The sequence below is a fragment of the Myroides albus genome, from assembly GCF_009711045.1.
GTDB classification, from domain to species: Bacteria; Bacteroidota; Bacteroidia; order Flavobacteriales; family Flavobacteriaceae; genus Flavobacterium; species Flavobacterium album_A.
This window is the reverse complement of record NZ_WMJX01000001.1, coordinates 195,579-219,344: the sequence shown is the minus strand read 5'-3', so window position 1 is coordinate 219,344 and position 23,766 is coordinate 195,579. Positions and strand designations below refer to the sequence as shown.

The following is a 23,766-nucleotide window of genomic DNA, read 5'->3' as shown; positions in this document are numbered from 1 at the left end:
TTATTAGACTTTATCAAAAAAGCCTTTTATATTTTATAATCGAAAGGTTATTACAACCTACCTATTTGCATTAATTTAGAAACATACTTACCTATTACATCAAATTCGAGATTGACGGTTGTTCCCAATTTATAGTACTGAAAAATAGTGTGCTCCTTCGTATAAGGTATAATAGCCACCTTAAACGTATTTACCCCCGAATCCACAACAGTCAAACTAGTACCATCTACCGTAATGGACCCCTTTTCAATTGTAGTATGAATAGAATTCTCACTAAATTTAAAGCCATAGTATGTACTACCAGACACATCTTCAATAGAAACACATTCCCCTATGTGATCTACGTGCCCTTGTACTATATGTCCATCCAATCGACCGTTAAACAGCATTGCTCTCTCAAGGTTCAGTTTCATTCCCTCTGTCCAACTTCCAACAGTAGTTACATCTATTGTTTCTTTTATTGCTGTCACAGTATAGGCATTTCCTTCAATTGACACTACAGTCAAGCAAATACCATTGTGCAAAACACTTTGATCAACTTTCAGTTCACTTGTAAAATCACAACTAACTGTTATGTGAAGATTTGAGCGATCACCTTTAATTTTTTCTATCTTTCCAATGCTTTCAACAATACCTGTAAACATAACTCAATTTATTTTTATTAAATTTGCTTCAAAAGTAGCAATAATTACGCGATACTATGACCCAAAAAAAAGAAAATATAAAAGTAGGGATTTCGATAGGTGATTTAAATGGAATTGGATGTGAAGTAATACTTAAGTCTTTTGAAGACAATAGAATGCTTGAAATCTGTACACCAATTATTTTTGCAAATTCAAAACCTTTATCATACGTAAAAAAGACGATAAACAACAATACAGCCATACAGGGAATTGACGACTTAACACAGGTTATTCCCCACAAGCTAAACGTTTATAACCTATGGAAAGAAAATGTAAATATTTCTTTCGGACAAAATGATCCAGTAGTAGGTAAATACGCTATAAAGTCATTCACAGAAGCTACAAAAGCGCTAAAAGAAGGTGAAATTGACATATTAGTCACAGCTCCAATCAACAAATACAATAGCAACGATGAGGAATTTTCATACCCTGGTCACACAGACTATTTAAACAGTGAATTAGAAGGAGATGCATTAATGCTTTTGGTAGCTGAAGATTTAAGGGTAGGTTTATTAACAGACCATATCCCTTTAAAAGATGTTTCGGCAGCTATAACACCAGAACTCATAGAGAAAAAAGTGAAAACTATCAATCACTCTTTGATCAATGACTTCAATATCTTTAAGCCACGTATCGCAGTATTAGGATTAAACCCACATGCAAGCGACAATGGCATTATAGGTACGGAAGAACAAGAAACCATAATTCCAACTATTAAAAAACTAAGTGATGAAGGTATTTTAGTTTCAGGACCATTCCCGGCTGATGGATTCTTCGGCTCAGAAACACACAAAAAGTTTGATGCTGTACTTGCTTGTTACCACGACCAAGGTTTAGCAGCATTTAAAGCGCTTTCATTTGGAAAGGGAGTCAACTATACTGCTGGTTTGAACAAAATCAGAACTTCCCCTGACCATGGAACAGCATACGAGATAGCAGGGAAAGGGCTCGCTGATGCTACTTCTTTTAGAGAAGCAATCTATTTGGCTATTGACATCTATAACAATAGAGCCTATAATGCGGAGGCTTCAGCAAATCCCTTAGAACCACAAGAAAAAGATTTTGGTACAAAAAAAAATTGATAACTAGCTTGTAATAATAATATTTTTTTATCTTTGCACGCTCAAATCATGTATTTCATGAAAGTTGAAAATAAATTTTTAATTCCTTTTACAGGATTAAAAAATGGAGAGCACAAATTTGAAATTCAAGTAGATAATAGTTTTTTTGACAACTATGATTACAATGACTTCAATACAATTGACGCTCAAATAACCGTTCTTTTAAACAAGAAAACCACGCTTTTAGAATTACATTTTGAAAGCAACGGAATAGCAAATGTACCTTGTGACGTTACAAATCAAGACTTTGATTTACCAATAAACAACGAGTTAAACCTTGTCGTTAAATTTGGAGACGAGTTCAACAACGATCACGATGAGTTACTTATAGTACCATTTACAGAACATCAAATCGACATAGCTCAATATGTTTATGAGATGATAGTACTATCTATTCCGCAAAAGCGAGTACACCCAGGTGTATTAGATGGAACATTAGAATCTGAAGCTTTAGATATCTTAGGATACTATAACGAAGATGATTTGGATTTAGATTTTGATGACGAACTAGACTTTTTAGAACTAGAAGATGATTTCGACGATCAAGAAGATGAAGACATCGATGATCAAGAAAATAACAATGAAGAAATAGACCCTAGATGGGCAGAATTAAAGAAACTATTAACGGATAAATAATATAGTAAAATGGCACATCCTAAGAGAAAAACCTCGAAAACAAGAAGAGATAAAAGAAGAACTCACTACAAAGCAGTAGCTCCAACTATCGCTACTTGCCCAGTAACAGGAGAAGCTCACTTATTCCACAGAGCTTACTGGCACGAAGGAAAAATGTACTACAGAGGACAAGTTGTTATCGACAAAACTACTGAAGTAGAAGCGTAACCTTGAGAAAAGTATTTTAAGAACTCTCACAATGTGTGAGAGTTTTTTTTTGTTTGAAACAGACCAAAAAAATCACTTTATAGCTCCGAAAGAGCTTAGATTCGTTTTTTTTTTGTAATTTTCGCTTCTTTTTGGAATGTTTTTATAAAGTAAAGCAACACCATATGACAAAAATACACGCAGCCATTACTGCAGTTGGATGCTTCTTACCAGAAGATAAACTGACGAATGCAGATTTAGAAAAAATGGTTGACACTAACGATGAGTGGATAACTACACGAACAGGTATAAAAGAACGTAGAATTCTTAAGAAACCAGGAGAAGGTGCTTCTTATATGGCTATTAAAGCCGCTGAGAACCTAATGCAAAAAGCTAATCTAGATCCAAAAGATATTGATTTAGTCATTCTTGCATCTGCTACCCCTGATATGCCAGTAGCAACCACAGGAGTTTATGTAGCAACACAGATTGGAGCTACAAACGCCTTTGCATTTGATTTACAAGCCGCATGTTCAAGCTTCCTTTATGGAATGTCAGTAGCATCAGCTTACATAGAATCTGGTAGATACAAAAAAGTACTACTTATAGGATCAGATAAAATGTCATCTATCATTGACTATACTGATCGCGCTACATGTATCATCTTTGGAGATGCTGCAGGAGCTGTACTTTTTGAACCTAATACAGAAGGCTATGGATTCCAAGACGAATACTTAAGAAGTGATGGAATTGGAAGACAATATCTAAAAATTGACGCAGGAGGTTCTATCTTACCTGCAAGCGCTGAAACAGTTGCCAACAAACAACACTATGTGTTCCAAGATGGTAAATCTGTATTCAAATACGCTGTATCTAACATGGCTGACGTAAGTGAAAAAATCATGAAACGCAACAATCTTAGCCATGAAGACGTAACTTGGTTAGCAGCTCATCAAGCTAACAAACGCATCATTGACGCCACTGCGCACCGCATGGGCTTAGACGAGGCTAAAGTTCTTATGAACATCGAAAAATACGGAAATACAACATCTGCCACTTTACCGTTATTACTTTGCGACTACGAGGATAAACTAAAAAAAGGAGACAATATTATTTTTGCTACTTTTGGAGGTGGTTTCACTTGGGGTTCAATTTATCTAAAGTGGGCTTATACAAAACAATAAAAAACAACTAACCAATTCATTGGGTATGGACATTAAAGAAATTCAAAACTTAATTAAGTTCGTAGCAAAATCAGGTGCTACAGAAGTAAAATTAGAGATGGATGATTTTAAAATCACTATCAAAACGACTGAAACTGGAAACACTGAGACTACTTACATTCAACAAGTACCAGTTGCTTCATCTTTACAACAAACAGCTGTGCCTACGCAAGGAAACGCTCCTGTAGCTGCACCAGCAACAGAAGTAAAAGCTGCTGATGAAGATTCTAAATATATCACTATTAAATCTCCTATCATTGGTACATTTTATAGAAAACCTGCTCCAGACAAAGATCCTTTTGCTGAAGTTGGAAAAACTATTAAATCTGGTGATGTAGTATGTGTTATTGAAGCAATGAAATTATTCAATGAAATTGAATCTGAAATTTCTGGTAAAATTGTAAAAGTACTAGTAGACGACGCTTCTCCAGTAGAGTTTGATCAACCATTATTCTTAGTTGATCCATCTTAAGGAATTTTTATAAATACAATTTCTATTTCACTTTCAAGAAAAGTGAACAACAAAAGTAAAATTAAAATTTCAAGAGATGTTTAAAAAAATATTAATTGCAAACAGAGGTGAGATTGCTTTACGCGTTATTAGAACATGTAAAGAAATGGGGATTAAAACAGTAGCTGTTTATTCAACTGCTGATGCAGATAGCTTACACGTACGCTTTGCTGACGAAGCAGTATGTATAGGACCTGCACCAAGTAGCCAATCTTACTTAAAGATGTCTAACATTATTGCTGCTGCAGAAATCACAAATGCTGACGCTATCCACCCTGGATATGGTTTCTTATCTGAAAATGCTAAGTTCTCAAAAATTTGTCAAGAGCACGGTATCAAATTTATTGGTGCTTCTCCAGAACAAATCGAAAAAATGGGAGACAAAGCTACTGCTAAAGAAACAATGAAAAAAGCAGGAGTACCTACAGTACCAGGCTCTGAAGGATTACTTACTTCATTAGAGCATGCTAAAAAAACAGCTAAAGAAATTGGTTACCCAGTTATGATGAAAGCTACAGCAGGTGGTGGAGGTAAAGGAATGCGTGAACTTTTCAAAGAAGAAGATCTTGGAAAAGCTTGGGAGAGCGCAAGACAAGAAGCTGCTGCTGCATTTGGTAATGATGGAATGTACATGGAGAAATTAATTTTAGACCCACGTCACATCGAAATTCAAATTGTAGGAGATCAATACGGAAAAGCATGTCACTTATCTGAAAGAGATTGTTCTGTACAAAGACGTCACCAAAAATTAACTGAAGAAACACCTTCTCCATTCATGACTGATGAATTAAGAGAAAAAATGGGTGAAGCAGCAGTGCGAGCAGCTGAATATATTAAATATGAAGGTGCTGGTACAATCGAATTTTTAGTAGACAGAGACAGAAACTTCTACTTCATGGAAATGAATACTCGTATCCAGGTAGAACACCCTATCACTGAGCAAGTAATTGATTATGATTTAATCAGAGAGCAAATTTTAGTTGCAGCTGGTACACCTATCTCAGGTAAGAATTATACTCCAAAATTACACTCAATAGAATGTCGTATCAACGCTGAAGATCCATACAATGACTTCAGACCTTCTCCAGGTAGAATTACTACCTTACATGCTCCTGGTGGGCATGGAGTAAGACTTGATACTCACGTGTACTCTGGATATACAATTCCACCAAACTACGATTCAATGATAGCTAAGTTGATTACAACTGCTCAAACAAGAGAAGAAGCAATCAACAAAATGAAAAGAGCTTTAGATGAATTCGTAATTGAAGGAATCAAAACGACAATCCCATTCCACAGACAATTAATGGATGATCCAAATTATGTTGCAGGAAATTACACTACAGCATTTATGGACACATTCAAAATGAAACCTGTAGAAGAAGAATAATAAAAAGCAAGAGCGTATTTATATAAAATACGCTCTTTTTTTATCTGCCTACATTAATGATTTCGCACAGCAAATCACTTTATACCAAGCATTAAACACAAAAAACTACACTTAACACGGTATAGAATTAAGATTTCGAGTAAATAGCTATTTTTTTGTAAAAAAATAAAATATAAATCTGATAATCTTAAAACAAACCTTATATTTGGTTATTATTAATTTATATTATTTACAAATGCAAACGGGCGTAATTAAGTTCTTCAACGAAGAAAAAGGTTTTGGTTTCATCACTAACGACCAAACTAAACAAGACATTTTTGTTCACATCACAGGATTAACAAGCAAAAATATCGAACAAGGCAATAAGGTTTCTTACATTGAAGAAAAAGGAAAAAAAGGCCTTATCGCTACAGAAGTTACAATTATAGAAGGTTAAGAATCATTATATAATTAATCACTGTTACAGAAGCCATCTTAGTCTTAAGATGGCTTTTTATATACTTAAATATACTATTTTAAATTAATCTAAATACGTATTTCACCTTTCCTCTTAATTGAGCCAACACCAACAAACCCAAAGCTTTGTAAAACGCGACCGAGGCACTATATTTGTATATTGTATTAACATAAATACTATATTATATGCAAATAAGTCAACTCGATTTTATACCCGTATTGATGCAAATCGCTTTAGCAGCTGGGTTTGTATCCTTGACAATTTGGGTATCTGGAAAATTGGGACCTAAAAAACATTCAAAAATAAAAGACAGTAATTGGGAATGTGGTTTGGAGTCTTTAGGTAGTGCCCGAATTCCTTTTAATGTTAAATACTTCTTAGTTGCAATCCTTTTTGTTTTATTCGACGTTGAAGTAATCTTCTTATATCCATGGGCTATAAATTTCCAAGAATTAGGCTGGGACGGTTTAGCTAAAATGGGAATATTCTTATTTATTCTTTTAATCGGATTACTATACGAGTTCAAGAAAAAAGGACTAGAGTGGGACTAAAACTTCAAAAGAGATGAGTGAAAAAAATTACAATATGGTAGATGCCCCTGAGGGCTATGTGGGAGAAGGCTTTTTTGCAACAAAGCTTAGCTCAGTTGTTGGTTTAGCAAGAGCAAACTCAATGTGGCCACTTCCATTCGCAACATCTTGTTGTGGTATCGAATTTATGGCAACAATGGCAGCAACATACGATGTTGCTCGTTTTGGTTCTGAACGTATGAGTTTCTCTCCAAGACAGGCTGATATGCTAATGGTAATGGGAACCATTTCAAAGAAAATGGCACCTATTTTACGTCAAGTATACGAACAAATGGCTGAACCTAAATGGGTTATTGCTGTTGGAGCTTGTGCTTGTTCGGGTGGAATTTTTGACACATATTCAGTACTACAAGGAATCGATAAAGTAATCCCAGTAGATGTATACGTACCAGGATGTCCTCCAAGACCAGAACAAATATTAGACGGTGTACTTCGCTTACAAGAAATCATCAAATCTGAATCAGTAAATCGAAGAGGTACAAAAGAATACGACGACTTATTAAATTCATATAATATCAATAAATAAAATGGCACTAGATAATATCACAATTCAAAAAAAGTTACAAGCTACCTTTGGTGAAGCTGTAGTAGACTTTCACGAACAGCACGGTATGCTAGTGTTCGAAGTTTCACACGAAAAAGCACATGATATCATCCAATTCTTAAAAGAAGATGAAGAAATGGGCTTTAACTTTCTAACTGATGTTTGCGGAGTAAACTATGCAGAAGAAGTAGAGAGCAGACAATTAGCAGTTGTATATCATTTGCATAACTGGTTTGAAAATGTAAGAGTGCGTATCAAAACCTACCTAAGCATTAAAAACCCAGTTGTTGATACAGTTTCTGACTTGTACAAAAGTGCTAATTGGCAAGAAAGAGAAACGTATGATTTCTACGGAATTACTTTTAAAGGACATCCTCAATTAAAGCGTATTCTAAATGTAGATACAATGGAATCATTCCCATTGAGAAAAGAACATCCAATGGAAGATGCAGGTAGAACAGACAAAGATGACAGATTCTTTGGACGAACTGTTCATAATTGTTAATTAAACTGGTAAAGAAAGTATTATGTCAGACTTATTATTACCTCCTGAAGAGCGATATGCTAAACTTATAGAAGAAAAGTTTAAGCAAGATGGTACAGAATTACAAATATTAAACCTTGGTCCCACGCACCCAGCTACTCACGGTATTTTTCAAAACATTATCTTGTTAGATGGTGAGAAAGTGATAGATGGTGAAGGAACTATAGGTTATATACATAGAGCATTTGAGAAAATCGCTGAAAACAGACCTTTTTATCAAATCAATGTTTTAACAGATCGATTGAACTACTGTTCATCACCTATCAACAATACAGCTTGGTGGATGACTGTTGAGAAAGCATTGGGTATTGAAATTCCTAAACGCGTACAATACATGCGTGTTATCATAATGGAGTTAGCGCGTATAGCTGATCACATTATCTGTAGCTCAGTTATGGGTGTGGATACTGGTGCGTTAACAGGATTCCTTTATGTATTCCAATATAGAGAAAAAATATACGAAATATACGAAGAGATTTGCGGAGCGCGATTAACTACTAATATGGGTAGAATCGGAGGATTCGAGAGAGAATGGAGTCCTAAAGCTTGGCAATTAATCGAAGAGTTTCTTTCAGAATTCCCTGCAATATGGGCTGAATTTGAAAGTCTATTGACAAGAAATAGAATTTTCATGGACAGAACCATTGGTATTGGAGGTATTTCAGCAGAAGAAGCAATCAATTATGGTTTTACAGGACCTAACTTAAGAGCTGCTGGAGTAGATTATGATGTGCGTGTAGCAACACCTTACTGCTCATATGAAGATTTTGATTTTGAAATCCCAGTAGGAACAAGCGGTGACTGTTATGACCGTTTTTGTGTTAGAAATGCAGAAGTATGGGAAAGTTTAAAAATCATTAGACAAGCCATAGACAAACTACCTGAAGGGCCTTACCATGCAGATGTTCCTGACTACTATCTTCCTCCAAAAGAAGATGTGTATACAAACATGGAAGCACTAATCTATCACTTCAAAATAATTATGGGTGAAGTTCCTGTACCTGTTACAGAATTGTACCACCCAGTAGAAGCTGCCAATGGTGAATTAGGATTTTTCTTAATTACTGACGGAAGTAGAACGCCATATCGATTACATTTTAGAAGACCATGCTTTATCATCTATCAAGCTTATAATAGCATTGTAAAAGATGGTATGTTATCAGATGCAATCATCACTTTATCAAGTTTAAACATCATTGCAGGAGAATTAGACGCATAATACTATGGAAACTAAGAAATATAAACAAAATATAGATATCACTCCAGCTTTACAAGAGCGTATTAACGAACTTCTAAGCCACTACCCTGCTGATAAAAAGAAATCAGCATTACTACCAGTATTACATGAAGTACAAGATGCTCATGATAACTGGCTGAGTGCGGAACTAATGGATAAAGTTGCAGAGATATTGGAAATCACGCCTATTGAAGTTTACGAAGTTGTTACATTTTATACCATGTACAATCAAAAACCAATGGGAAAATACATGTTTGAGTTCTGTCTAACTTCATGTTGTGGAATTAGAGGAGCGGACGATATGATGGAATATGCCTGTGAAAAATTGGGCATACAACCAGGAGGAACAACAGAAGATGGCATGTTTTCGGTTGTTGGAGTACAATGCTTAGGTGCATGTGGTTACGCTCCAATGATGCAGTTAGGAGATTTCTACAAAGAACACTTAACAAAAGAAAAAATCGATCAAATCATTGACGATTGTAAATCAGGAAAAGTAATTCTTCACGACAAATAGTAATATGGCAACAAAAATATTATTAGACAAAATAGATATCCCTGGAATCAAATCATATGAGGTATATCGCCAAAACGGAGGGTATGCATCAGTTGAGAAAGCATTAAAAACAATGACTCCAGATGATGTAACTGAGCAAGTTAAAGCTTCTGGATTAAGAGGTCGTGGAGGTGCGGGATTCCCTGTTGGATTAAAATGGAGTTTCATCGATAAAAAGTCAGGTAAACCAAGACACCTTGTATGTAATGCGGATGAGTCTGAACCAGGTACATTCAAAGATAGATATTTGATGGAACACATCCCTCACTTATTAATTGAAGGGATGATTACGGCGAGTTATGCTTTAGGGGCTAACTTATCTTACATCTATATCCGCGGTGAGTATATGTGGGTTTTCAAGACACTGGAAAGAGCAATTAAAGAAGCATATGCAGCTGGTTGGTTAGGTAAGAACATCTTAGGTTCTGGCTTTGATTTAGACTTACACGTACACTGTGGTGCAGGAGCATATATCTGTGGTGAGGAAACGGCTTTAATTGAATCACTAGAAGGAAAAAGAGGTAATCCTCGTATCAAACCTCCTTTCCCAGCAGTTAGTGGACTATGGGGAAACCCTACAGTAGTTAATAACGTTGAATCAATTTCTAACGTTCCTTGGATTGTAATGAATTCAGGTGAAGACTATTCAAAATTAGGATTAGGTCGTTCTGCGGGAACGAAGTTAATATCAGCTTCGGGTCATATCAGAAAACCAGGAGTATATGAGATCGAAATGGGTATCACAGTCGATGAATTTATCAATTCGGATGAGTACTGTGGAGGTATGATGGATGATCGTCCGTTAAAAGCCTTAGTACCTGGAGGATCTTCGGTGCCAATCTTACCGGCACATTTAATCTATAAAACAGCTAATGGTGAAGATCGTTTAATGACGTACGAATCTCTATCAGATGGTGGTTTTGAGACAGGATCTATGCTTGGATCAGGTGGGTTCATCGTGTATAATGATACAGCTTGTATCGTTAGAAATACTTGGAACTTTGCGAGATTTTATGCTCACGAAAGTTGTGGCCAATGTTCACCTTGTAGAGAGGGAACTGGATGGTTAGAAAAAGTGTTATACCGCATTGAAACTGGACAAGGTACAATGGACGATATCGACTTATTATGGAACATACAAAGTAATATCGAAGGTAATACCATCTGTCCATTAGGTGACGCAGCTGCATGGCCAGTAGCAGCAGCTCTAAGACATTTTAGAGAAGAATTCGAATATCACGTTTTATATCCAGAAAAGGTTAAAGACAGAAATCACTTTGTAAAAGAACCTTTTGAAAATGTAAAACACTTGATTAATAAATAATATATACTAAACAAGTTATTGTTTAGTCAAAACAAGCACAGTTTATGAAAGTTACTATAGACGGACATGAAATAGAAGTAGAACCAGGAACAACCATTCTACAAGCAGCAAGAATGATTGGTGGAGAATCAGTGCCACCAGCAATGTGCTATTATTCAAAACTAGAAGGAACAGGTGGAAAATGTCGCGCTTGTCTAGTTGAAGTTTCAAAAGGTAGCGAAGCTGACCCACGTCCAATGCCTAAGTTAATGGCTTCTTGTAAAACAGGAGTTATGGATGGTATGGAAGTTAAGAGTATATCTTCACCTCGTGTTTTAGAAGCTCGTAAATCAGTAACTGAGTTTTTATTAATCAACCACCCACTTGATTGCCCAATTTGTGATCAAGCAGGTGAATGTGATTTACAAAACTTAGCATTCCAACACGGAAAATCTCAAAAGCGTTATAAAGAGGAAAAGAGAACATTTGAACCAGAAGATATTGGACCCAATATTCAATTACACATGAACCGTTGTATCTTGTGTTACCGCTGCGTAAAAACGGCGGAACAACTAACAGATAAACGCGTACACGGTGTGTGTGGTAGAGGTGAACACGCTCAAATCTCTACTTATATATCAGCAGCGATAGACAATGAGTTTTCTGGAAATATGATTGATGTGTGTCCAGTAGGGGCATTAACAGATAAAACTTTCCGTTTCAAATCTCGTGTATGGTTTAACAAACCGTACAATGCTCATAGAAATTGTCCAACTTGCTCTGGTAAAGTAACTTTGTGGATGTTTGGAGAAGAAATACAAAGGGTAACAGCGCGTAAAGATGAATTTCATGAAGTAGAAGAATTTATCTGTAATGACTGTCGTTTTGATCATAAAGATCCTAAAGACTGGGTTATTGAAGGTCCTCGAAAATTTGAAAAATTCTCAGTTATCAACCAAAATAACTACACGAAAAAACTTGATAAAGTTGTATTGAATACTGAAGAGCATATCTTAGCTGGTCGTGAACAAGACCGCAAAAAGATAAGCATGAAAGATATCCCTTACACAGAACATGAATCTAAAGAATAAAGCAGCTTAGAATGGATAAAACTATTATTATAGACAAAGCGGTTATTATAATTGTTGTATTTGCTGTAACAATGCTAATGGCCATGTATGCAACACTTGCAGAACGAAAGATTGCAGCTTGGATACAAGACCGATTAGGTCCAAACCGCGCCGGAAAAGGAGGTATATTACAACCTCTTGCAGACGGTTTAAAATTATTCGCTAAAGAAGAATACGAACCGAATACACCAAACAAGTTCTTATTCAAATTTGGACCATTCTTAGCAATGACCCTTGCACTAATGACAAGTGCTGTTATTCCATGGGGGGATAAGTTTCACCTTTTTGGACGTGATATTATCTTACAGGCAGCAGACTTGAATGTAGGTGTTTTATATATCTTAGCTGTACTATCAGTGGGAGTATATGGAATAATGATTGGAGCTTGGGCATCTAATAATAAATACTCATTGATGAGTGGTATTCGTGCCGCTTCACAAATGATATCATACGAAATCGCAATGGGGTTGTCATTGATTGCGCTGTTGCTAATGACACAGACTCTAAGTATGAGAGAGATTGCGCTACAACAAAGCGGAATGAATTGGAATGTGTTTTATCAACCAATTGGATTTTTAATCTTTCTTATCTGTTCTTTTGCAGAAACCAATAGAGCACCATTTGACTTAGCAGAATGTGAGCAAGAATTAATAGGTGGTTTTCACACTGAGTACTCATCGATGAAAATGGGGTTCTACCTCTTTGCTGAATACGCAAACTTATTCATTTCTTCTACAATAATCGCTGTACTGTTCTTTGGAGCATATAATTACCCAGGAATGTCGTGGGTTGTAGAAAACTGGGGAGTTAACATTGGTAACGTCATCGGTATCTTTGCCTTATTCGTTAAGATCTGTTTCTTTATCTTTGTTTATATGTGGGTGCGTTGGACATTGCCGCGTTTCCGTTATGACCAATTAATGAATTTAGGATGGAAAACGTTAATTCCGTTAGCCCTTTTAAATTTAGTTGTTACTGCTATTGTAATTTTACTTATAAAATAATTTAAACATGTCATCAAATACTTATTCATTATCAGGAAGAAAAAAGACAGTTTCAGATAAGAAACTGACTTGGACAGAGCGAATCTACTTAGTAGCTATCTTCAAGGGTATGATGGTTACCTTGAAACACATGTTTAAGAAGAAGGTAACGATTGCATATCCAGAACAAACACGCCCTTTTAGTCCTGTTTATCGTGGACGTCATATGTTGATGAGAGACGATGAAGGAAGAGAGCGTTGTACAGCTTGTGGTCTTTGTGCTTTATCATGTCCAGCAGAAGCTATCACAATGAAAGCTGCTGAACGTAAAGCAGATGAAAAACACTTGTATAGAGAAGAAAAATATGCTGAAATATATGAGATTAACATGCTTAGATGTATCTTTTGTGGTCTATGTGAAGAAGCTTGTCCAAAACAGGCAATCTACTTAACCACATCAAAACAGATAGCTAAAGCTGATGTTACTCGTGAAAACTTCATATTTGGAAAAGATAAATTAGTGATGCCTTTAGAGATGGCAATACACAATACTAAACAACAGAATCAAGCTTAATCATGATAGAAATTTTATTTTACATACTTTCGACAATTACACTCGGAAGTGCAGCTCTAACAGTACTGAGCAAAAACCCTATCCATAGTGCATTATGGTTGGTTGTAAGTTTCTTCTCTTTAGCAGGACACTACATCTTATTAAACTCTCAGTTTTTAGGTATGGTTCACATCATGGTTTACTCTGGTGCCATCATGATATTAATGTTATTTACGATTATGTTGATGAACCTTAATATCAGCCATGAGGTATCAAAACCATTCATCACTAAGCTTGTTGCGACTGTAGCTTTTTGCTTAATAGGAATTTTAATGCTGTCTATCGTAATGCGTGGTGCACAAACCTACGATTTACAATATGCTACTTCAGGTCAAGATTTTCAATCAGCACATGTATTGGGTAAAATATTACTAAACGAATACGTAATGCCTTTCGAAATGGTAGCAGTTTTATTACTATTGGCAATGATTGGAGCTGTACTAATTTCTAAAAAAGATAAAACCGAAAAAGGAGCATAATTATGGAAAATGTAATTGAAATCATCGGTATTGACAAATACATATACTTATCGATCATCTTATTTTGTATCGGGGTATTTGGTATACTTTATAGACGTAACGCAATTGTCATGTTCATGTGTATCGAGATTATGTTGAACTCAGCTAATATGTTGTTAGTTGCCTTTTCAACGTTTCACCAAGATGCTGAAGGACAAGTTTTCGTATTCTTTACCATGGCTGTAGCCGCTGCAGAGGTAGCAGTAGGATTAGCTATTTTGGTAACTATATATCGAAACATTGGATCAATTGATATAGATAAATTAAAAAACTTAAAAGGGTAATTCCGCATGGATACAAACGTAATTTTACTTTTATTATTAGTCCCGCTTTTAGGGTCTTTAGTTAATATTTTCTTCGGAAAAAAATTAGGTAATGGTTCTGGAATTATTGCAACTTTAGCAGTTTTAATTTCATTTATCGTTACAGTAGTAGCCTTTGTACAAGTAAATGGTACAAAGACTCCTATTCAAGGAAATCTATTTGAATGGATAGCTGTTGAAAAGTTCTCTATTTCATTTGGATTCCTATTAGATCAACTTTCACTTCTATGGCTATTGTTTGTCACGGGTATTGGTACTTTAATTCACCTATACTCAACAAGCTATATGAAAGGAGATGAGAATTATGGTAAATACTTTGGTTACTTAAACCTATTTATCTTTTTCATGATCATTTTAGTAGCAGGAAGCAACTTATTAATCACTTTTATTGGATGGGAAGGTGTAGGACTGTGTTCATATCTACTTATTGGATTTTGGCATAAAAACCAAGATTATAATGATGCAGCCAAAAAAGCTTTCATTATGAACCGTATTGGTGATTTAGGTTTCTTGATTGGAGTATTTATTTTAGCATTCTTATTCCATTCATTAGATTATATGACTATCAAAACTGCATTAATGTCAGGGACTAACCACCAAATCAACACTTGGATTGGTTGTGCTGCTTTGGCAATCTTTATAGGTGCAATTGGTAAAAGTGCTCAAATACCACTGTATACATGGTTACCTGATGCAATGGCAGGACCGACACCTGTTTCAGCACTTATCCACGCAGCTACAATGGTAACTGCAGGTATCTTCTTAATCACGAGATTAAATTTTGTATTTGATTTAGCTCCATTAGTACAAGATACAATAGCGATAGTTGGGGCATTTACAGCCTTATTCGCTGCATCAATTGGATTAGTACAAAATGACATCAAGAAGGTCTTAGCCTACTCTACGGTATCTCAACTTGGATTAATGTTTATGGCTATAGGATTTGGTGCTTATGAAGTTGCTGTATTCCATGTAATTACGCATGCATTCTTTAAAGCATGTTTATTCTTAGGTTCTGGTTCAGTTATCCACGCTATGGGAGGAGAACAAGATATGAGACGCATGGGAGGACTTGACAAATACATGAAGGTAACATATATCACGTTTTTAATAGCAACTGCAGCAATATCAGGATTTCCATTCCTTTCAGGATTCTTTTCAAAAGATGAAATATTAATGGTTGCATTTGAGCATAATAAAGCCCTATATATCATAGGCTCTATTGCTTCGATTATGACTGCTTTCTATATGTTTAGACTTGTATTCTTAACTTTCAAAAAAGGCTTTAGAGGAACACAAGAGCAGAAAAATCACTTGCATGAAAGTCCAATCTCAATGACTTTACCGCTAATTGTTTTAGCTGTGTTATCCATTTTTGGAGGATTGATCAGTTGGCCAGGTAGTAGTTGGTTGAATCAATATTTACAGCCCGTAATTGTGAAGAGTGCTGCAAACCACCCACATGCCTTAGGATTTGAAGCGTATATGTTGATGGGAGTAGCGACAGTTGGATTCCTTATCGGATTAATTTGGGCATTTAGAAAATACATCCAAAAAGCACAAGTACCACAAGAGGATGATAAAATCACTGGATTCCATAAAGTATTGTACAACAAATACTATATCGATGAAATCTATGATAAATTATTTGTGAAACCAATCTACATCATTGCTACTTTCTTTAGAGATGTTGTCGAAGTAGCCTTGTCAGGTGCTGTATTTGGACTTGGAAAAATTGCAGATGAATTATCGTTACAAGGTAAAAAAGCACAGAATGGAAACATTGGTCTGTACTTATTTGCATTTGTATTCGGAATCTGTTTATTGTTATACTATTTATTCATTGCAAGATAATTAAGAGAGATGAACGTAACTATACTATTATTAACGTTATTAGTTGGTGCAATAGCTACCTATATTTCAGGTAAAAAACCAGCAGCCAAAGTAGCTCTATTATTTGGATTAGTTGCTTTTGTAGAAACTATTGTTTTAATCTGCCAACATAACGCGGGAACAGATGCTGGATATATGACGCAATGGATAAGTAATCCAAATATTCATATAGCTCTAAAAGCTGACGGTTTAGCATTAGCACTTACTCTGTTAACAACAGCGCTAACACCAATTATTATATTTTCATCTTTCGGTGATCATATTGAAAAATCAAACATATTCTACAGCTTAGTGATGTTTATGTCATTTGCTATGACTGGTACATTCTTAGCTGCTGATGGTTTATTATATTATGTATTTTGGGAATTATCGCTATTGCCAATCTATTTCATAGCCTTATTATGGGGTAATGATACTTTTGAAGTAAGAAAAAAGGCAATCTTAAAATTCTTTATTTATACGTTTGCTGGATCCCTATTTATGTTAGTAGGTTTCATTTACTTATACAGTAAAACAGGAAGCTTTTTATTACAAGATTTATATAATGCAAGATTAACAGGTACAGAACAATATTGGGTGTTTCTTGCCTTCTTCTTAGCTTATGCAATTAAGATACCTGTATTCCCATTCCATACTTGGCAAGCAAGTACTTATGAAAAAGCACCAACAGTAGGAACAATGCTTTTGGCAGGGATCATGCTAAAAATGGGGTTATATTCCGTAATTCGTTGGCAAATTCCAATTACGCCAATCGCTGCTAAAGAAGTAATGCCAACTATTTTAGTTCTATCAATTATTGGTGTAGTATATGGCTCTATAGTGGCATTAAAACAAGCTAATATCAAGCGATTCTTTGCTTACTCGTCTTTAGCTCACGTAGGATTAATAGCTGCAGGTGCATACACGCTAACATTAGATGGTATGAAAGGAGCAGTATTACAGATGATCGCTCACGGATTTGTAATTGTAGGATTATTCTTCGTAGGAGAGATAATCTACAGAAGATATCAAACGAGAATGATTGGAGAAATGGGAGGTATACGTCAACAAGCTCCTAAATTTGCTTCTATCTTTATGATTTTAATGTTTGCTTCTATTGGTTTACCTGGAACATTCAGTTTTATAGGGGAATTCAATATACTATATGGTCTATCACAAATTAATTTATGGTATGCTGTAATAGGTGGTACAACATTGATATTCGGTGCATTTTACATGCTTAGAATGTTCCAGAAAGCAATGTTAGGAGAGACAAATGCTAAACCTTTTGCTGATCTTAATACAAAAGAAAGCATAATTTTAGGTGTCTTGGCAATTGTCATCATATTCTTAGGTATCTATCCTAAACCATTGGCGGATTTAATCACACCTTCATTGGTAGAAATCGTTTCGTACATTAAGTAATAAAATATAGGTAGTGCTTCTTTTGAGGTACTATCATAATTCCAAATTATCACAAATGAACACATTAATAGCAATTGGAGTATTAGCAGTTTTAGTACTTATAGCAGAGATTATCAATCTGCGTAAGCTTGTTATCCCTATGACTATAATAGGATTAGTGGGTATATTAGGTTACACAGTTTGTAATATTGACGTAGAGGTTTCATATTATAACAATATGTTTATTACTAAGAAATTCTCAAACGCTTTTAGCTCTTTATTTATCGCATTAACAATTTTCTTAGTAGCGTTAAGTAAAGATTTTTATCAAAAAGAATTTTCTAAGATTTCAGACTATATTTCACTAAAACTATTTCTTCTTATGGGAGCCATCTGTATGGTGAGTTTTGGAAATATGGCCATGTTCTTTTTAGGACTTGAAATCTTATCGATTACACTTTATATACTTTGTGGTTCAGATCGAGCAAATATCAAAAGTAATGAAGCAGCAATGAAATATTTCTTGTTAGGTTCATTTGCTTCAGGAATTGTTTTGTTTGGGATAGCATTAGTATATGGTGCTACTGCGTCTTTCGACATTTCAGAAATCATTACTATTACATCACAGGGAACTCTACCTATATGGTACTCGTTAGGTGTAGTAATGATCATCATAGGGATGTTATTCAAAATAGCAGCTGTACCTTTCCACTTCTGGGCACCAGATGTGTATCAAGGAGCACCAACTTTGACAACAGCTATGATGAGTACTTTAGTAAAAGTAACTGCTGTTGCAACTTTGTTCAAACTTAGTTTCCATCTGTTAAGACAAATGCCTGAAGGCTATATAACAGCGATTGTCGTAATTGCAATTCTTACAATGACTGTAGGAAATATTATGGCGCTACGCCAAGAAAACATGAAGCGATTACTTGCTTACTCTGGTATATCACACGCTGGTTTCATGATGATGGCTTTAACTGCATTAAATACCTCAGCAGCTAACCTATTCTATTACGCGACAGCTTATGCTATTGCAGGTATTGCAGCATTTACTGTATTGATGGCAGTAACTAAAGGAAAAGAAAACCAATTAATTCAAAGCTTCAGTGGATTAGGTAAACGCAATCCATTAATGGCTATAGTTTTATCTATTGCTTTATTATCAATGGGTGGGATTCCAATCTTTGCAGGTTTCTTTGGTAAATTCTTTCTATTCTCTGAAGCTATATCTAAAGGTTTCATCACATTAGTTATATTCGGTGTTATTAACTCTTTTATAAGTATCTATTACTACCTAAAAGTAATTATAGTTATGTTTACTAATAACGATGAAACAGCAGAAGAAACAGCACTAAGCATACCTCTATCTTATAAAATAGTAGGTGTACTGGCTGTAGCAATTAATATCATAATAGGACTATGTCCTTCAATTTTGTTAAATATCTTTCAATAGATAGTCATTAACAAGTTATAAACCGCATTAAAGAGGGTATCTGTTTGGGCAGACACCCTCTTTTTTTACATATTATTAACATTTAAATTCAATCCAATTCCAACGCAAACAAACTTGTAAAAGTGATCGAAAAGCAGTTTCCAACCCAACAAATCTTGACATAATTATAAATAAATTAATACAATTCCCTCCTTTTTCTAATTATAAATTCGCAAAATTAAGTTTAATTGAAATCTTCAAGAAACTACAAAATTACATTAACCACAAATACTCATAAAACTAAATAACTTAATATTAGTTAAATAGCAGAAATAAAAGTAAAAACAACTCAACAAACAAATTTAAACAACCCCTAATCTTATAAATTAAAGATAAAACAACAAACTCAGAATATAATTAATCAAACATTCAAACAAACACAAACCATTGATAACAAACAACATAAGGAAAACCATATTTAAATAGAGTTTCTCAAAATCTATTTAACTTTACTCTACAATTGTAACTACTTTTACTATGAAACATTTAAGAGTAAGTGCGATAATACATCCCCAATATCAAAATCTAAAAGAAGAAATAACAAAAATTATCAACGCCTATGACGAAATAAATACATGCATCTATAATGGATCAAGAAATTCCATCAAACTTGCGACACTCTCGAACGGACAAAAAATAGCAATCAAATCATTTAAAATCCCAAACATAATCAATAGATATGTTTATAAACTCATACGAAAACCAAAAGGTTTAAGGTCTTATGAACACTCTGAAAGATTAAATGAATTGGGAATAAATAGCCCTCAAGCAATTGCCTATTTTGAATACACTACAAATCTAACTTTGAGAAACTCTTTTTATGTATCAGAATACGTTGATGCAGAATTAACGTATAGAGATTTGTTACTGCAGTCAGAAAATCCCAATAGAGAAAAAATCCTAAAAGAATTTATAGACTTTACGTACCAACTTCATGAAAAAAAAGTGAAATTCCTTGACCACTCACCTGGTAACACGTTAATCAAGCAAAATGAAGACGGTACTTTTAGCTTCTACTTAGTAGACGTAAATAGGATGAAGTTCAATAAAGAAATGAACTTTACTAAGCGCATGAAAAACCTATCTCATTTGACGACCAATATTGATGATATAGAAAAAATGGCTTCTCACTATGCCCATTTAATTGGAAAAAACTCCTTTGATGTATTTCTTCGCCTATGGTTAGAAACCATAAAATTTCAATTTAGATTTTACAAAAAGAAAGACTTGAAAAACAAGATCAAGAAAATGTATTATCACGAATAAAAAAACAGGCTGTTCACGTAAAACTTGAACAGCCTTCTTTATATAATATGCTCACTTGAGAACTCAAACTATGTCAACCTTATAAAATTCCACTATCACAAGGTATATAGATGACAGATTACTATAATAGTTTAATCGGGAATCTATGCACTTTTATCAATCTTTTTACCCTCCATTTCTCAAAAACATTCCTTTCTATAATGGTAACACAACTACACTCCTAACTAAGAGCTTTACAAGAAGCTAAGATATTGACAGTAAGAAATCAACAATAATAAGAGTTAAAATAATTACTTAGAATTAAAGTTTCCATATTATAGAAATAGCGCCAAAGTCGTATATTAGACCTTATAAAATAAAAATAATCAATACTATGATCCAAAAGAATTCCTCTCCTATTGCAGTAAGTTTCGGTGAAGTCTTATGGGATATATTTCCCACATACAAAAGAATTGGAGGAGCTCCTTTAAATGTGGTATATCACTTAAGAAAATTTGGTATAGAAACCCATATTATAACTAAAATCGGCGATGATGATTTAGGTAACAAAATATTAAAACACATACAGGATAACCAAATTTCCTCTGACAATGTTCAACGAGATTCAACGTATAGAACAGGAACAGTCTTTGCTACTTTTGATGATCACAATGAGGCTAACTACGACTTTTTAGAAAATAGTGCTTGGGACTATATTGATTTAGAAGAAAAAACAATCAACCTTGTTAAGCGTTCAGATGTATTCATCTTTGGGTCTATAGCAAGTAGATCAGCTAAAAGTCGAAACACACTGACTCAATTAATAGAGGTTGCGAACTACAAAGTTTTTGATATCAACCTAAGACCTCCCCATTATGACTTGAAATTTGTAATGGAAATGATGAAAAAAGCCAACCTCATCAAGATGAATAATGCGGAGTTGGAAATTATCCTAAACGAGCTAGATAAAACATTCACGACAGAAGAAGAAAGCATCACTTTTATCCACGAATATTTTAAATGTGAAGAAATTATTATTTCTAAAGGTGCCAAAGGTGGAATTTACAGCGATACAAAATCACTTTATAGATTTCCAGCAATTGAAATAGTCATCCGCGACACCGTAGGCAGTGGAGATGCATTCTTAGCAGGATTATTAGCAGAGAAATTAAAATCAAATACCCCTATTACGTTTTTAAAGAAAGGGGCAACATTAGGTGCATTCATAACCTCTCACACTGGAGCATGCCCAGAATATGAAATAGATGACTTCACTACATTCTATGATGAAAATATCTATTTAGATGAAGAAATAAAAGTTTCTCCACTAAAAGAAGAAGACCCTTCCTAATAATTTTTTATAAAAAAGGGTACAGTATATTATTTTTTTAATACATTAGCATACACATTCAATAAAAATGAACATGAAATTATTTAATACAAATTGGTGGTGGCAAATGAAATCCGATAATGGGTTCAGTTGGTTATACCTTGTATTAAAGTAATTATCTTATACTAAAAATAATATTACATTAATATATAGCCTACTGGTAACCCCAGTAGGCTTTTTTTATTTAACACCCTTTCAACAAAAAACAGAAGAACAAATACTTATTAAACTTAAGAATCATGATTCATTTATTTATCAATACAAACTGGTGGTGGTTAACTAATTCCAAAGTGGGATTCGGTTGGCTATATAGTACAGTGTAGAAAGGTAAATAAAGACAAATAAAAAACTTACACTATTAGAAAAGGCCTACTGGGAATCCAGTAGGCCTTTTTTGTTTAATTCACAATAACTGCAACAGATGAAACTTACAATTAACTATCAAAAACTTATTGGTGATACTTATACACCAGTTGAACTTTATCTTAAACTAAGAGATAAATACCCTCACAGTTTTCTACTGGAAAGCTCTGATTACAGCTCAAATGAGAATAGTTTTTCCTACATAGGTTTAGCTCCTATTGCTTCATACATAGCTGATGAAGATAAAACAAGTATAACTTATATTGACGGAAGTACAAGATCATTCAACACGAGAGAAAGTGAAGTAACTACCGAACTGAATCACTTCAGACAAAGTATTGAAATAACTAATAAAGCTAAAGTCGAATTTCTAAACACAGGACTGTTTGGTTATACGTCTTATGATAGCATTCCCTTGTTTGAGTCCATTTCATTCAAACCAACAGTCAAAAACACACCGTTAATTCAATATCATTTCTTTAAGTATGTCCTTGTTTTTAATCACTACAATACAGAACTGTACTTGGTAGAACACCTCAGCGAAGGTGAATCGTCACAACTGTCCAACCTATTTGAACTAATCAATGGACAGAAGCCGACTTCGTTTCCATTCTCTGCAACCCAAACAGAATCAACAACGAACACAGAGGAAGAATTTTTAGAATTAATTGAAAAAGGAAAACAACACTGTTTCAGAGGAGATGTATTTCAATTAGTACTTTCTCGTCAGTTTAAACAGAAATTCAGTGGAGATGAATTCAATGTGTATCGCGCATTGAGATCCATAAATCCATCTCCTTACCTATTCTACTTTGACTATGGTAATTTCAAAATATTTGGTTCATCTCCAGAGGCACAATTGGTTATACGAAACAACAAAGCTTACATACACCCTATAGCAGGCACCTTTAAGCGAACTGGAGATTTAGCAAAAGACCAAGAATTAGCAAAAGCACTATCCCTTGATCCAAAAGAAAATGCTGAACACATCATGCTTGTAGATTTAGCCAGAAATGACCTGAGCAAACACAGTCAAAAAGTAAATATTGAAAAATTAAAACACGTAGAATACTATTCCCACGTAATACATTTAGTTTCAAAGGTCAGTGGTGAACTACAGTCCGATTTTAATCCTATAGAAATATTCAAAGACACATTCCCTGCTGGTACTCTGTCTGGAGCTCCTAAATATAAAGCGATGGAACTCATAGATCAATATGAAAACACCAACAGAGGACTGTATGGAGGAGCTGTTGGAGTAATTAAACTAAATGGAGAGATGAATCAAGCTATCTACATTCGATCCATTCTCAGTCAAGACAATGAATTACAATTTCAAGCGGGATGTGGCATAGTAACAAAGTCAAATACACAATCCGAATTAGAAGAAATAAACAACAAACTTAGAGCAATACGAACCGCTATTATAAAAGCACAAGAACTATAATC

General features: G+C 34.5%; 25 protein-coding genes. 24 read left to right on the top strand and 1 reads right to left on the bottom strand.

Annotation, left to right across the window (positions count from 1 at the left end):
* Positions 1-50 precede the first annotated feature (50 nt).
* Positions 51-644 (bottom strand): riboflavin synthase, encoded by a 594-nt coding sequence (locus GJV76_RS00970; protein ID WP_155090774.1) that lies wholly within the window; start codon positions 642-644, stop codon positions 51-53.
* Positions 645-700: 56 nt separating this feature from the next.
* Here GJV76_RS00970 and pdxA point away from each other — a divergent pair, with 56 nt between their 5' ends.
* The 24 genes from pdxA (at position 701) to GJV76_RS00850 (ending at position 23,764) form a co-directional block, all read left to right on the top strand.
* Positions 701-1,765 carry a 4-hydroxythreonine-4-phosphate dehydrogenase PdxA gene (pdxA, locus tag GJV76_RS00965; RefSeq protein ID WP_155090773.1) on the top strand — a complete coding sequence of 355 codons (1,065 nt, stop codon included), beginning with the start codon at positions 701-703 and terminating at the stop codon, positions 1,763-1,765.
* 57 nt (positions 1,766-1,822) lie between these two features.
* A complete protein-coding gene (locus GJV76_RS00960; protein ID WP_155090772.1) occupies positions 1,823-2,440 on the top strand; it encodes a YceD family protein in 618 nt (205 codons plus the stop codon).
* A gap of 9 nt (positions 2,441-2,449) precedes the next feature.
* Complete coding sequence (gene rpmF, locus GJV76_RS00955; RefSeq protein WP_155035003.1) at positions 2,450-2,647, top strand: 50S ribosomal protein L32; 198 nt, start codon at positions 2,450-2,452, stop codon at positions 2,645-2,647.
* Between the two features lie 164 nt (positions 2,648-2,811).
* Positions 2,812-3,810: a beta-ketoacyl-ACP synthase III gene (locus GJV76_RS00950; protein ID WP_155090771.1), complete on the top strand. Its 999-nt coding sequence runs from the start codon at positions 2,812-2,814 to the stop codon at positions 3,808-3,810.
* A 25-nt stretch (positions 3,811-3,835) separates the two neighbouring features.
* A complete protein-coding gene (gene accB, locus GJV76_RS00945; protein WP_155090770.1) occupies positions 3,836-4,321 on the top strand; it encodes an acetyl-CoA carboxylase biotin carboxyl carrier protein in 486 nt (161 codons plus the stop codon).
* 76 nt (positions 4,322-4,397) lie between these two features.
* Positions 4,398-5,750, top strand: coding sequence for an acetyl-CoA carboxylase biotin carboxylase subunit (accC, locus tag GJV76_RS00940; RefSeq protein ID WP_155090769.1), 1,353 nt, complete (start codon positions 4,398-4,400; stop codon positions 5,748-5,750).
* Positions 5,751-5,985: 235 nt separating this feature from the next.
* Positions 5,986-6,186 carry a cold-shock protein gene (locus GJV76_RS00935; RefSeq protein WP_155090768.1) on the top strand — a complete coding sequence of 67 codons (201 nt, stop codon included), beginning with the start codon at positions 5,986-5,988 and terminating at the stop codon, positions 6,184-6,186.
* A gap of 206 nt (positions 6,187-6,392) precedes the next feature.
* Positions 6,393-6,758 carry an NADH-quinone oxidoreductase subunit A gene (locus GJV76_RS00930; RefSeq protein ID WP_155090767.1) on the top strand — a complete coding sequence of 122 codons (366 nt, stop codon included), beginning with the start codon at positions 6,393-6,395 and terminating at the stop codon, positions 6,756-6,758.
* A gap of 13 nt (positions 6,759-6,771) precedes the next feature.
* Positions 6,772-7,323: an NADH-quinone oxidoreductase subunit B gene (locus tag GJV76_RS00925; protein WP_155090766.1), complete on the top strand. Its 552-nt coding sequence runs from the start codon at positions 6,772-6,774 to the stop codon at positions 7,321-7,323.
* A 1-nt stretch (position 7,324) separates the two neighbouring features.
* Complete coding sequence (locus GJV76_RS00920) at positions 7,325-7,846, top strand: NADH-quinone oxidoreductase subunit C (RefSeq protein WP_155090765.1); 522 nt, start codon at positions 7,325-7,327, stop codon at positions 7,844-7,846.
* Positions 7,847-7,868: 22 nt separating this feature from the next.
* Complete coding sequence (locus tag GJV76_RS00915; protein ID WP_155090764.1) at positions 7,869-9,104, top strand: NADH-quinone oxidoreductase subunit D; 1,236 nt, start codon at positions 7,869-7,871, stop codon at positions 9,102-9,104.
* A 4-nt stretch (positions 9,105-9,108) separates the two neighbouring features.
* Positions 9,109-9,639 (top strand): NADH-quinone oxidoreductase subunit NuoE family protein, encoded by a 531-nt coding sequence (locus tag GJV76_RS00910; RefSeq protein ID WP_155090763.1) that lies wholly within the window; start codon positions 9,109-9,111, stop codon positions 9,637-9,639.
* A 4-nt stretch (positions 9,640-9,643) separates the two neighbouring features.
* Positions 9,644-11,002: an NADH-quinone oxidoreductase subunit NuoF gene (nuoF, locus tag GJV76_RS00905; protein WP_155090762.1), complete on the top strand. Its 1,359-nt coding sequence runs from the start codon at positions 9,644-9,646 to the stop codon at positions 11,000-11,002.
* Between the two features lie 44 nt (positions 11,003-11,046).
* On the top strand, positions 11,047-12,072 hold the full coding sequence (locus GJV76_RS00900) for a 2Fe-2S iron-sulfur cluster-binding protein (protein WP_155090761.1): 1,026 nt from the start codon (positions 11,047-11,049) through the stop codon (positions 12,070-12,072).
* A gap of 11 nt (positions 12,073-12,083) precedes the next feature.
* Positions 12,084-13,115, top strand: coding sequence for an NADH-quinone oxidoreductase subunit NuoH (gene nuoH / locus GJV76_RS00895; RefSeq protein WP_155090760.1), 1,032 nt, complete (start codon positions 12,084-12,086; stop codon positions 13,113-13,115).
* Between the two features lie 7 nt (positions 13,116-13,122).
* Entirely contained in the window at positions 13,123-13,668 is a 546-nt protein-coding gene (locus tag GJV76_RS00890) for a NuoI/complex I 23 kDa subunit family protein (protein ID WP_155090759.1), read from the top strand.
* Between the two features lie 2 nt (positions 13,669-13,670).
* A complete protein-coding gene (locus tag GJV76_RS00885; RefSeq protein ID WP_155090758.1) occupies positions 13,671-14,186 on the top strand; it encodes an NADH-quinone oxidoreductase subunit J family protein in 516 nt (171 codons plus the stop codon).
* A 2-nt stretch (positions 14,187-14,188) separates the two neighbouring features.
* On the top strand, positions 14,189-14,509 hold the full coding sequence (gene nuoK / locus GJV76_RS00880; protein ID WP_155090757.1) for an NADH-quinone oxidoreductase subunit NuoK: 321 nt from the start codon (positions 14,189-14,191) through the stop codon (positions 14,507-14,509).
* A 6-nt stretch (positions 14,510-14,515) separates the two neighbouring features.
* The gene (nuoL, locus tag GJV76_RS00875) at positions 14,516-16,402 is read left to right on the top strand and encodes an NADH-quinone oxidoreductase subunit L (protein ID WP_155090756.1); all 1,887 of its coding nucleotides are present in this window, start codon (positions 14,516-14,518) and stop codon (positions 16,400-16,402) included.
* Positions 16,403-16,411: 9 nt separating this feature from the next.
* Positions 16,412-17,845: a complex I subunit 4 family protein gene (locus GJV76_RS00870; RefSeq protein ID WP_155090755.1), complete on the top strand. Its 1,434-nt coding sequence runs from the start codon at positions 16,412-16,414 to the stop codon at positions 17,843-17,845.
* A 55-nt stretch (positions 17,846-17,900) separates the two neighbouring features.
* On the top strand, positions 17,901-19,280 hold the full coding sequence (locus tag GJV76_RS00865) for an NADH-quinone oxidoreductase subunit N (protein WP_155090754.1): 1,380 nt from the start codon (positions 17,901-17,903) through the stop codon (positions 19,278-19,280).
* Positions 19,281-19,796: 516 nt separating this feature from the next.
* Complete coding sequence (locus tag GJV76_RS00860; RefSeq protein WP_155090753.1) at positions 19,797-20,585, top strand: lipopolysaccharide kinase InaA family protein; 789 nt, start codon at positions 19,797-19,799, stop codon at positions 20,583-20,585.
* Positions 20,586-20,958: 373 nt separating this feature from the next.
* A complete protein-coding gene (locus tag GJV76_RS00855; protein WP_155090752.1) occupies positions 20,959-21,915 on the top strand; it encodes a carbohydrate kinase family protein in 957 nt (318 codons plus the stop codon).
* Between the two features lie 460 nt (positions 21,916-22,375).
* Positions 22,376-23,764, top strand: coding sequence for an anthranilate synthase component I family protein (locus tag GJV76_RS00850; RefSeq protein ID WP_155090751.1), 1,389 nt, complete (start codon positions 22,376-22,378; stop codon positions 23,762-23,764).
* The last annotated feature ends 2 nt before the right edge of the window (positions 23,765-23,766 follow it).

Bases quoted from the DNA above. Each gene is read 5' to 3' on its own strand.
- GJV76_RS00970 (WP_155090774.1), bottom strand. From the start codon at position 644: ATGTTTACAGGTATTGTTGAAAGCATTGGAAAGATAGAAAAAATTAAA.
- pdxA (WP_155090773.1), top strand. From the start codon at position 701: ATGACCCAAAAAAAAGAAAATATAAAAGTAGGGATTTCGATAGGTGAT.
- GJV76_RS00960 (WP_155090772.1), top strand. From the start codon at position 1,823: ATGAAAGTTGAAAATAAATTTTTAATTCCTTTTACAGGATTAAAAAAT.
- rpmF (WP_155035003.1), top strand. From the start codon at position 2,450: ATGGCACATCCTAAGAGAAAAACCTCGAAAACAAGAAGAGATAAAAGA.
- GJV76_RS00950 (WP_155090771.1), top strand. From the start codon at position 2,812: ATGACAAAAATACACGCAGCCATTACTGCAGTTGGATGCTTCTTACCA.
- accB (WP_155090770.1), top strand. From the start codon at position 3,836: ATGGACATTAAAGAAATTCAAAACTTAATTAAGTTCGTAGCAAAATCA.
- accC (WP_155090769.1), top strand. From the start codon at position 4,398: ATGTTTAAAAAAATATTAATTGCAAACAGAGGTGAGATTGCTTTACGC.
- GJV76_RS00935 (WP_155090768.1), top strand. From the start codon at position 5,986: ATGCAAACGGGCGTAATTAAGTTCTTCAACGAAGAAAAAGGTTTTGGT.
- GJV76_RS00930 (WP_155090767.1), top strand. From the start codon at position 6,393: ATGCAAATAAGTCAACTCGATTTTATACCCGTATTGATGCAAATCGCT.
- GJV76_RS00925 (WP_155090766.1), top strand. From the start codon at position 6,772: ATGAGTGAAAAAAATTACAATATGGTAGATGCCCCTGAGGGCTATGTG.
- GJV76_RS00920 (WP_155090765.1), top strand. From the start codon at position 7,325: ATGGCACTAGATAATATCACAATTCAAAAAAAGTTACAAGCTACCTTT.
- GJV76_RS00915 (WP_155090764.1), top strand. From the start codon at position 7,869: ATGTCAGACTTATTATTACCTCCTGAAGAGCGATATGCTAAACTTATA.
- GJV76_RS00910 (WP_155090763.1), top strand. From the start codon at position 9,109: ATGGAAACTAAGAAATATAAACAAAATATAGATATCACTCCAGCTTTA.
- nuoF (WP_155090762.1), top strand. From the start codon at position 9,644: ATGGCAACAAAAATATTATTAGACAAAATAGATATCCCTGGAATCAAA.
- GJV76_RS00900 (WP_155090761.1), top strand. From the start codon at position 11,047: ATGAAAGTTACTATAGACGGACATGAAATAGAAGTAGAACCAGGAACA.
- nuoH (WP_155090760.1), top strand. From the start codon at position 12,084: ATGGATAAAACTATTATTATAGACAAAGCGGTTATTATAATTGTTGTA.
- GJV76_RS00890 (WP_155090759.1), top strand. From the start codon at position 13,123: ATGTCATCAAATACTTATTCATTATCAGGAAGAAAAAAGACAGTTTCA.
- GJV76_RS00885 (WP_155090758.1), top strand. From the start codon at position 13,671: ATGATAGAAATTTTATTTTACATACTTTCGACAATTACACTCGGAAGT.
- nuoK (WP_155090757.1), top strand. From the start codon at position 14,189: ATGGAAAATGTAATTGAAATCATCGGTATTGACAAATACATATACTTA.
- nuoL (WP_155090756.1), top strand. From the start codon at position 14,516: ATGGATACAAACGTAATTTTACTTTTATTATTAGTCCCGCTTTTAGGG.
- GJV76_RS00870 (WP_155090755.1), top strand. From the start codon at position 16,412: ATGAACGTAACTATACTATTATTAACGTTATTAGTTGGTGCAATAGCT.
- GJV76_RS00865 (WP_155090754.1), top strand. From the start codon at position 17,901: ATGAACACATTAATAGCAATTGGAGTATTAGCAGTTTTAGTACTTATA.
- GJV76_RS00860 (WP_155090753.1), top strand. From the start codon at position 19,797: ATGAAACATTTAAGAGTAAGTGCGATAATACATCCCCAATATCAAAAT.
- GJV76_RS00855 (WP_155090752.1), top strand. From the start codon at position 20,959: ATGATCCAAAAGAATTCCTCTCCTATTGCAGTAAGTTTCGGTGAAGTC.
- GJV76_RS00850 (WP_155090751.1), top strand. From the start codon at position 22,376: ATGAAACTTACAATTAACTATCAAAAACTTATTGGTGATACTTATACA.